Source organism: Micromonospora sp. L5 (genome assembly GCF_000177655.2).
Classification (GTDB): domain Bacteria; phylum Actinomycetota; class Actinomycetes; order Mycobacteriales; family Micromonosporaceae; genus Micromonospora; species Micromonospora aurantiaca.
In genome coordinates, this window is sequence record NC_014815.1 from 6,449,273 (window position 1) to 6,459,816 (window position 10,544).

Genomic DNA, 10,544 nt, shown 5'->3' on the forward strand with positions numbered 1-10,544 from the left:
CGGGCCACTCCGTATCGGGGTTCGAGGTGTGCGACATGCCGGATCAGGCCGAGCCGAACTCTTCGTCCAGCAGGCTGAAGATCTCCTCGGCGGAGGCCGACTCGAGGCTGGCGCCCTCGTCGGCGGCGGAGTCCGCACCGGACTCGGTGTAGGTCCACAGGGAGAGCAGTTCGCGCAGCCGGGCGCCGACGGCGGCCCGGTCGGTGTCGGCAGAGGCCACCGCCCGCATGGCGTGCTCCAGCTTGTTCAGCTCGCCGAGCACCGTCAGCGCGGAGGTGCTCCGCTCCGCCAGCAGCGCGCCCCGCAGGTACTCGACCAGCGCGGCCGTGGTCGGCCGGTCGTAGATCAGCGTGGACGGCAGCCGCAGCCCGGTGGCCGCGTTGAGCCGGTTGCGGAACTCGACCGCGGTCAGCGAGTCGAAGCCCAGCTCGACGAAGCCGCGCTCGGCGTCGATCGAGCGGATCGACGCGTAGCCGAGGACCGCGGCGGCGTGGGTCCGCACCAGGTCGGAGAGCACCTGGTCGCGGTCGGCCTCCGCCGTGGCGGCGAGGGTCTCCCGCAGCGCCTCGGCCGGATCGCGTTCGGCGGCCCGTACCGCGCCGGTCGTCGCCGGCCGCACCAGCGACCGCAGCACCGGCGGCACCGCCGCCGGCCCGTGCCGGCCGATCAGGGCGAGGTCCAGGTTGACCGGTACGACCACCGGCTCGGCGAAGCGCAGGGCCTCGCTGAACAGGTCCATGCCCTCCTCGGCGCCGAGCGGCACGAAGCCGCCCCGGTTCATCCGGGCCTCGTCGACGTGCCCGGTCCGCCCGTCGCCGGTGTCGTTCACCCACGGGCCCCAGGCCAGCGAGAGCGCCGGGAGTCCCCGGTCGCGCCGGTGCTGGGCGAGGGCGTCGAGGAAACAGTTCGCCGCCGCATGGTTGGCCTGCCCGGGGCCGCCGAACAGGCCGGCCGCCGAGGAGAAGAGCACGAACGCGGCCAGGTCCAGCTTCTCGGTCAGCTCGTGCAGGTGCCACGCCGCGTCGACCTTGGGACGCAGCACGGCGTCGAAGCGCTCCGGGGTGAGCGCGGGCAGGACGCCGTCGTCGAGTACCCCGGCGGCGTGCACCACGCCGGTCAGCGGCTGGTCGGCGGGGAGCTCATCGACCAGCAGGGCGAGCGCATCGCGGTCGGTGACGTCGCAGGCGGCCACCCGGGCGGTGGCACCCAGCCCGGCCAGGTCGTCGACCAGCGCGGCGACGCCCGGTGCGTCCGCCCCGCTGCGGCTGACCAGCAGCAGGTGCCGTACGTCGTGGCGGGTGACGAGCCGCCGTGCCACGAGCCGCCCGAGCAGACCGGTCGCCCCGGTCACCAGGACGGTGCCGGCGGCCAGGTCGGGGCCCGGCGCGTCGGCCGGGGGCGGGCCGAGCCGGGTCAGCCGGGGCACCCGGAGCTGCCCGGCACGTACGGCGAGCTGGGGTTCGCCCGTGGCGAGAGCGGCCGGCAGCAGCGCGGCGGCCGGGGCGTCGTCGTCGACGTCGAGGAGCACGATCCGGTCGGGGTTCTCCGACTGGGCCGAGCGCAGCAGGCCCCAGGCGGTGGCGGCCGGCACGTCGGCGATCCGCTCGTCCGGGTCGACCCGGACCGCGCCGCAGGTGACCACCACCAGCCGGGCGGCGGTGAGGGACTCCTCGGCGAGCCACTGCTGGGCCAGCGCGAGCATCCGGTGGGCGACCCGGTGCGCCTGGGCGGCCGGGTGTGGCTCGCCGGCGGCGGTTCCGGCGCAGGTCACCACCACCGCGTCGGGTGCGGCGGCACCAGCGCGTACGTCGGCGACGAGCGTCGACAGGTCCGGGTGCCGGTCGGCGCCGGGCCAGTCGGCGCCGAGGACGACGAGCCGGGAGGTGGCGTCGGCGCGGCCGGTGGCGGGGGCGACCCAGTCGAGGCGGTGCAGGGACCGGCTGGCCGAGCGGCGGGCGGCGCTGAGCTGCTCGCCGGAGATGGGCCGCAGGACCAGACCGTCGACGGAGGCGACCGGGGTGGCGCCCGTGTCGGTCACGGTCAGGGCCACGGAGCCGGCGTCGGTGGCGCGCAGCCGGATCCGCAGTTCGCGGGCGCGGGTGGGTCGGATGGTGACGCCCGACCAGGTGAACGGCAGGCCCGGGCGGATGTCGGGGCCGCCCTCGGTGCCCGACGCGCCACCGGCGGGGTCGCCGGCCGTGGCGTCGGTGGCGCCGTCCGTGGCGCTGGCGCCGATGGCGTGCAGCGCCGCGTCCATCAGGGCCGGGTGCACGGAGAAGGCCGTGGTGTCGGTGGACGCGTCGGCGTCCAGGGCGACCTCGGCGAGGATGTCCCGGCCCGAGCGCCAGGCGGCGCGCAGCGCCCGGAAGGTGGGGCCGTAGTGGTAGCCCTGGGCGGCGAGCCGGGCGTAGAGCCCGTCGAGGGCGATCGGCTCGGCGTCGGCGGGCGGCCACACGGCGGCCGGCACGGGGTCCGGGTCGACGGTGTCGGCGAGCTGGCCGGAGGCGTGCCGCTGCCAGGCCCGGGAACCGTCGGGTCCGGTGTCGTCGTCGCGCCGGGTGTGGACGGCGACGGGCCGGTGCCCGGTCTCGTCCGGCGGGCCGACGCGGACCCGCAGGTCGATTCCGCCCTCGGTGGGGATCGCCAGCGGCGCCTCCAGGTTCAGCTCGGCGACGGTCGCCGTGCCGGCCTGCCGGCCGGTCCAGGACGCGAGCTCCACCAGGGCTGTGCCGGGCAGCAGCACCGTGCCCAGCACGGCGTGGTCGGCGAGCCAGGGGTGGGTGGCGAGGGTGATCCGGCCGGTGAACAGCAGGCCCTCGTCGCCGGGCAGGTCGGCCACCGCGCTGAGCAGCGGGTGGTCGACCACGTCGAGGCCCACTGCGGGCAGGACCGAGCGGTGCGCGCCGGTGCGCTCCAGCCAGAAGCGGTTCCGGTCGAAGGCGTACGTGGGCAGGTCGACGGGCTCGGCCTCGGGCAGCAGCCGGCGGTGGTCCACCGCCAGGCCGAGGGTGTGCGCGGTGGCGAGGCCGGTCAGCAGCCGGGTGGCGGCGTCGGCCGAGCCGCCGAGGGTGTTCAGGACGTGCCCGGGGGTGCCGGCCGCGTCGAGCGCGGCGGCGACCCGGGCGGCCAGTGCCGGCTCCGGCGAGACCTCCACGAATGTCACGTGTCCGGCCGCGACGGCGGCGCGCAGGGCGGCGTCGAGCCGCTCCGGTCCCCCGGCGATATCGGCCGGGCGGTCGGCGCCGGAGGCGGTCGGCGCCGCTCCGAGGCCGGCCGGGTCGGCACCGGGGCCCGCCCGGTCGACACCAAGGCCGGTCAGGTCGGCCCAGTGGTCGACACCGAGGCGGGCCGAATCGGCCCAGTCGCCGGTGAACGTGGAGGCCAGCCGGGCGGTCCCCGGCTGCGGGGCGAGCCCCGCGAGGGCGGCGCGGAGGCCGTCGGGGTCCAGGTGGCCGGCGGCGGCGCGGGCCCGCAACGCCACCGTGCGGGCGGCGTCGGGCAGGGACAGCAGGCCCGCCACGTACGCGGCCACGACCTCGCCGTCGCCGGTGCCGACGACAGCGGCGGGGGTGACGCCGGCGTGCCGCCAGACGGCGGCGAGCGCCACCCCGACGGCGAACAGCACGGGCCGGGCCAGCTCCGGCCGCTCGCCCCAGGAGGCGTCCGCGCCGGTGAGCAGGGCGGCCGGATCGACGTCGACCCAGGGCGCGAGGGCCTGCCGGCACTCGGCGAGGGTGTCGTCGAAGACCGGGCAGCGGCCCACCAGTGCGGCCACCGCCCCCGCCGGGGTGGCGCCCGGGAAGACGAACACCGGGCCCGCGCCGTGGTTGGCGACGGTGCCGGTCACGACGTTGCCGGCCGGGGTGCCGGCGGCGAGCGCGTCCAGGCCGGCCAGCAGCTCGCCGGGGGTCGCGCCGAGCACGGCGGCGCGCCGGTCGAACGCCGAGCGGGTCGCGGCGAGCGACCAGCCGACCGCCGCCGGGGCGAGGCCGGGGTACGCGCGAAGGTGCCGGGCCAGCCGGGACGCCTGCGCGGCCAGGGCCGAGGTGGAGCGGGCCGAGACGGGCCAGGCCACCACGTCGGCGGTGAGCAGCCCGGCGGCGCGTTCCCCCTCCGCAGCGGCTGCGGGCGGCATCGGTGCGTCGACCGGCTCGGCGTCGGCGGGCGCGTCGGCGGGCGCGTCGGTGGGCAGCTCGACGACCACGTGGGCGTTCGTGCCGGAGATGCCGAACGAGGAGACCGCCGCGCGGCGGGGCCGGTCGACGGCCGGCCACGGCCGGGACCGGGTCACCAGTTCCACGTCGCCGGCCGACCAGTCGATGTGCGGCGACGGCTCGTCCACGTGCAGCGTCGCCGGTACGGTCCCCTCCCGCATCGCCAGCACCACCTTGATCACGCCGGCCACACCGGCGGCGGCCTGCGCGTGGCCCATGTTCGACTTGACCGAGCCCAGCAGCAGCGGGCCGGCGTCGCCCCGGTCCTGCCCGTACGTCGCCAGCAGCGCCTGCGCCTCGATCGGGTCACCGAGGACGGTGCCGGTGCCGTGCGCCTCGACGACGTCCACGTCGGTGACCGCCAGCCCGGCGCCGGCCAGCGCCTGCCGGATCACCCGCTGCTGGGAGGGGCCGTTGGGGGCGGTCAGGCCGTTCGACGCGCCGTCGGAGTTGACGGCGGAGCCGCGGACGACGGCGAGGACGCGGCGGCCCTGCCGCCGGGCGTCGGAGAGCCGCTGCACGAGCAGCATGCCGACGCCCTCGGACCAGCCGGTGCCGTCCGCCGTCGCGGCGAAGGACTTGCACCGCCCGTCGGAGGCGAGGCCGCCCTGGCGGGAGAACTCCTGGAACGCCGTCGGGGTGGCCATCACGGCCACGCCGCCGGCCAGCGCCAGGTCGCACTCGCCGCGCCGCAGCGCCGCCCCGGCGAGGTGCAGCGCCACCAGCGACGAGGAGCAGGCGGTGTCGACGGTGACGGCGGGGCCCTCCAGCCCGAGGGCGTACGCGACCCGGCCGGAGATGACGCTGTGCGCGGCGCCCGTCATCAGGTAGCCCTCGACGCCCTCGGGGACCTCGGTCAGGCCCGTGCCGTAGCCGGAGGTGGAAGCGCCCACGAAGACGCCCGTACGGCTGCCGCGCAGCGACGCGGGGTCCACCCCGGCCCGCTCCAGTGCCTCCCAGGACGTCTCCAGGGTGAGCCGCTGCTGCGGGTCCATGGCGAGGGCCTCGCGGGGCGAGATCTCGAAGAAGGCGGGGTCGAAGTCCGCCACGTCGTGGAGGAAGCCGCCCGCCGGCGGGTGCGTCCCCTCGGCCGGCTCGGGTATCTCCCAGCCCCGGTCGGTGGGGAACGGCGAGATGGCGTCCACGCCGTCGGCGACGAGCCGCCAGAACGCCTCCGGCCCGTCGACGCCGCCGGGGTAGCGGCAGGCCATGCCGACGATCGCGACGGGCTCGTCGGCATCGACGACGACGGTCTGCGGGGCGGCGGCCGGGGCGGCGCCGGAGACCAGCTCGCGCAGGTGCGCGGCCAGCTCGGCGGGGGTCGGGTAGTCGAAGACCAGTGTGGTGGGCAGCCGCAGGCCGGTGGCCGCGTTCAACCGTCCCCGGAAGTCCACGGCGGTCAGCGAGTCGAAGCCGAGGTCCTTGAACGGGCGGCCGCGCAGCTCGTCGGGGGTGGCGTGGCCCAGCACCGCCGCGGTCTGCTCGTTGACCAGGCGCAGCAGCTCCCGCTCCTGCTCCGCGGCCGGGAGCGCCGCGAGGTGGCGCAATGGCGCGGCGACCCCGTCCGCCGGCGTGGCGGCCTCCTCCTCGGCGACGAGCGCCCGCACCTGCGGCAGGTCGCCGAGGAACGGGCTGGGCCGGGCCACTGTGAACGCGGGGTGGAACCGGCTCCAGTCGACGTCGGCGACGGTCACGCAGGGCGTGGGCCGGCGCAGCGCCCGGTCGAGGGCGACGAGCGCCTTCTCCGGGTCGACGGGCGGCAGGCCCATCCGGTTGAGCTGCTCGGTGGCGACGTTCTCGGCGGCCATGCCGTGCGCGCCGCCCCAGGCCGTCCAGGACACGGCGGTGGCCGGCAGGCCCCGGTCGCGCCGGTTGACGGCCAGGCCGTCCAGCAGAGAGTTGCCGGCGCCGTACGCGCACTGCCCGGCGCTGCCCCACACGCCGGAGATGGAGGAGAACATGACGAACGCGGCGAGGTCGCGCTCGGCGAGGCAGGCGTCGAGGTGCAGGGCGCCGAGCACCTTGCCCGCGACGACGTGGGAGAACTCGTCGAGGGTGGTGTCGGTGATCGGGGTGAGCTGGTCGGTGCCGGCGGCGTGCACGACCGCCGTCAGGTCGGGCAGCGAGCCGACCAGGTCCGCCACGGACCGCCGGTCGGTGACGTCGCAGGTGGCGGCGGTGACCCGCCCGTCGGCTCCGTACCGGTCGAGCAGGTCCGCCACGGCGGGGGCGGCGGCGCCCCGGCGGCTGGCCAGGACCACCCGCCCGGCGCCCCGGTCGAGCAGCCAGCGGGTGACGTGGCCGCCGAGGGCGCCGGTGCCGCCGGTGACCAGGACGGCGCCGGACCACCAGTCGCCGGCGGGGTTCTCGTCGGTCGTCGGCGGGGCCGGCGTGAGCCTCCGGGCCCAGGTTCCGCCGGGGCGCACGGCCACCTGGTCCTCGCCGCCGTGGCCGGCCAGCACGGCGGCGAGCCGCCGGGTGATGGCGGCGTCGACGGTGGCCGGCACGTCGACCAGGCCGCCCCAGCGGTGCGGTTGCTCGACGGCCGCCGCGCGGCCGAGGCCCCAGACCTCGGTCTGCAGCGGGTGCACGACCCGGTCGCCCGGGGCCGCCGCCACCGCGCCGCTGGTGACGCACCACAGCGGCGCCACCAGGTCCAGGTCGGTCATCGCCTGGACGAGGGCGAGGGTGCCGGCGGCGGCGAGGGTCACGCCGGGGTGCTCGGGCAGCAGCCGGTCCTGGCCGGCGACGACGGCGAGCACGCCGTCGACACCGCGGTCGCCGGTCAGCATCCGGAGCCGGGCGGCGAGCGCCGCGCGGTCCAGGTCCGCGGCGCCGACGCGCAGCACCAGCGGCTCGGCGTCGCCGAAGAGCCCGGCCAGGCCGTCGGCCCACGCCGGCGCGTCCTCGGCGGGCAGCACAACCAGCCAGCGGCCCGCCGGGGCGTCGCCGTCCTCGACCGGCACGGGCTGCCAGCTCACCTGGTACGACCACCCGTCCACGAGGGAGCGTTCCCGCCGGGACCGGCGCCAGGAGGACAGCGCGGGCAGGGCCGGCAGCAGCGCCCGTACCTGCTCGTCGTCGCCCAGCTCGCCGCGCAGCGTGTCGACGTCCGCCTGCTCCAGGGCGGTCCAGAACTCGTCGTCGCCGTCGGAGGAGGCGGGGCCGGGGCCGGCGGGCGGCGGCTCGGGCCAGAAGCGCCGGCGGCGGAAGGCGTACCCGGGCAGCGGCACCCGCGCGGTGTCGGCTCCCGCGTACAGCCTCGTCCAGGCGACCTCCACCCCGCCGACGTGCAGCTCGGCGAGGGCGGTGAGCGCCGACGTGGGCTCGGGGCGGTCGCGGCGCAGCAGCGCCACGGCGGAGGTCTCGTCGTCGGCCAGGACGTCGCGGGTCAGCGCGGTGAGCACTCCGCTGGGGCCGACCTCCAGGAACGTACGCACGCCCAGGGCGCGCAGCTGCTCGACGCCGTCGGCGAAGCGGACCGCCTCCCGCACGTGCCGCACCCAGTACTCGGAGGTGCGGATCTCGTCGGGGTCGGCGACGGCGCCGGTCAGGTTCGACACGATCGGCAGCGCCGGCGGGTGCAGCTCCAGCCGGCGCACCACGGCGGCGAACTCGGCGAGCATCGGTTCCATCAGCGGGCTGTGGAAGGCGTGGCTGACCCGCAGCGGCCTGGTGCGTACGCCCTGGTCGGCCCAGCGGCGTTCGAGTTCCTCGACGGCGTCGGCGGCGCCGGAGACGACGACGGCGGTGGGCCCGTTGACGGCGGCCACCGCGACCCGGTCCTCGACGTCGGCCAGAGCGGACCGGACGGCGTCGGCGGGGAGCTGGACGGCCAGCATCGCGCCGCCGGCCGGCAGGGCCTGCATCAGCCGGCCCCGGGCGGCCACCAACGTGGCGGCGTCGGGCAGCGACAGCACGCCGGCCGCGTGCGCGGCGGAGAGCTCGCCGATCGAGTGGCCGAGCAGCACGTCCGGGACGACCCCCCAGCTCTCCAGGAGCCGGAACAGCGCGACCTCGACGGCGAACAGACCGGCCTGGGTGTAGAGGGTCTGGTTGAGCAGCCCGGCCGCCTCGTCGCCCTCGGGCGCGAAGAGCACCGGGGCGAGCGGGCGGGGCAGGTGCCGGTCCAGCTCGGCGCAGACCTCGGCCAGTGCCCGGTCGAAGACGGGGAACGCGGCGGCCAGCTCGCGGCCCATGCCGCTGCGCTGCGCGCCCTGGCCGGAGAAGAGGAACGCGAGCTTGCCGCCGCGCGGACCCGCGCCGGTGACCAGGCCCGGGGCGTCGCCGCCGGCGGCCAGCGCGCGCAGGGCGGCGGCCAGGTCGGCGCGGTCGGTGGCGAGCAGCACGGCGCGGTGCTCCAGGCCGGCCCGGGTGCTCGCCGACGACCAGCCGACGTCGGTCAGCCGCAGCCCGGGGCGGTCGTCGAGCCAGTCGGCCCAGCGGGTGGCCTGCGCGGTCAGGGATCCGGCGTCGCGGGCGGAGACCAGCACCGGCACGAGGCCGGCCCCGTCGACCGGGGCGGTGCCGGGCACGGTGACCGGGTCGGTCGCGGCGGCGGGGCCGTCCGGGGCGTCCGCCGGGGCCGGGTCGGCGGCGGGCGCCTCCTCGATGATCACGTGGGCGTTGGTGCCGCTCATGCCGAAGGAGGAGATGCCGGCGCGGCGGGGCTGCTCCCCGGCGGGCCACGGCTGCGGCTCGGTGGCCAGCGACACCGCGCCGGCCGTCCAGTCCACGTTGGGCGTCGGCTCGTCGACGTGCAGGGTGGCGGGCACGGTGTCGTGCCGCAACGCCATCACCATCTTGATCACGCCGGCCACGCCGGCGGCGGCCTGGGTGTGGCCGATGTTCGACTTGACCGAGCCGAGCCAGAGCGGTTGGTCGGCCGGCCGGCCCTGCCCGTACGTCGACAGCAGCGCCTGCGCCTCGATCGGGTCGCCGAGGGTGGTGCCGGTGCCGTGCGCCTCCACGACGTCGACCTGCTCGGGCGCGAGCCGGGCGCTGGCCAGCGCCTGGAGCACTACCCGCTGCTGGGACGGGCCGTTGGGGGCGGTCAGGCCGTTGCTCGCGCCGTCGGAGTTGACGGCGCTGCCGCGTACGACCGCGAGCACGGGGTGGCCGTTGCGGCGGGCGTCGGAGAGCCGCTCGACGAGCAGCAGGCCGGCCCCCTCGCCCCAGGCGGTGCCGTCGGCGGCGGCGGCGAACGACTTGACCCGGCCGTCCAGGGCCAGGCCGCGCTGGCGGCTGAAGCCGATGAACGCGGACGGGGTGGACATGACGGTGGCGCCGCCGGCCAGCGCCAGGGTGCACTCGCCCTGCCGCAGCGCCTGGCAGGCCAGGTGCAGCGCGACCAGCGACGACGAGCAGGCGGTGTCGACGGTGACGGCGGGCCCCTCGATGCCGAGCGCGTACGAGATCCGGCCGGACACGACGCTGGCCGCGGTGCCGGTGAGGATGTAGCCCTCGGTGCCGGGTGGCGGCTGCTGAAGCAGCCCCACGTAGTCCTGGCCGGTGGTGCTGGCGAACACCCCGACCTGGTGGCCTCGCAGCGTCGAGGGGTCGATGCCGGCGTGCTCGAACGCCTCCCACGAGGTCTCCAGCAGCAGCCGCTGCTGGGGGTCCATGGCCAGCGCCTCGCGCGGCGAGATGCCGAAGAACGCGGCGTCGAACTCGGTGGCGGAGTCGACGAAGCCGCCCTCGGCGACGTACGACGTGCCGGGATGGTCGGGGTCCGGGTGGAACAGCCGCGCCAGGTCCCAGCCGCGGTCGGCGGGGAACGCGGAGTAGGCGTCGCGGCGGGACTCGACGAGTTCCCACAGCTCCTCGGGCGAGCCCACCCCGCCCGGGAATCGGCAGGCCATGCCGACGATGGCGATCGGCTCGCGGCTGGCCGCCTCAAGCTCGCCGAGCTTCCTCCGGGTCTGGTGAAGGTCCGCCGTCACCCATTTCAGGTACTCCCGGAGCGTATCTTCAGTCGCCATTGACGCCACCTCTTCGGGTCGGAGAGAAACAGCGACCCAATACCGTCCACGGACGCCACAAGCCGCGAAGATCCAAACCCATTCAGCCGACCACGAATTGCCAGACAAAATGGCGTTTCAGCCCCCCACCAGGTCTTACGCGCCGGACGAAAGGTAATTGTCGCCGGACGGCGGTCACAACCCCTAGCGTGCCCCTACGGGTGCCCCTAGGTGGCGGGGGCGCAGGCTGGGCCGACCCGCCCTGCGAGCGGTGCGGCGCACCGCCCTCGCGGGGTGCGGCCGGGCGAGTGCGCGGACCCGCCCGGCCCGGCGTGTCACGACCGCCGACAACGGTCGTACGACACCATTT

Annotated in this window: 1 protein-coding gene; it reads right to left on the reverse strand. The window is 77.0% G+C overall.

What is annotated here, in order from left to right; translation table 11 throughout:
• Window positions 1–43 precede the first annotated feature (43 nt).
• Entirely contained in the window at window positions 44–10,195 is a 10,152-nt protein-coding gene (locus tag ML5_RS29315) for a type I polyketide synthase (RefSeq protein WP_013477276.1), read from the reverse strand.
• Window positions 10,196–10,544 lie beyond the last annotated feature (349 nt).

What these genes read in the sequence shown, in the direction of transcription:
- ML5_RS29315 (WP_013477276.1), bottom strand. Translation starts at nt 10,195, where the DNA reads ATGGCGACTGAAGATACGCTCCGGGAGTACCTGAAATGGGTGACGGCG.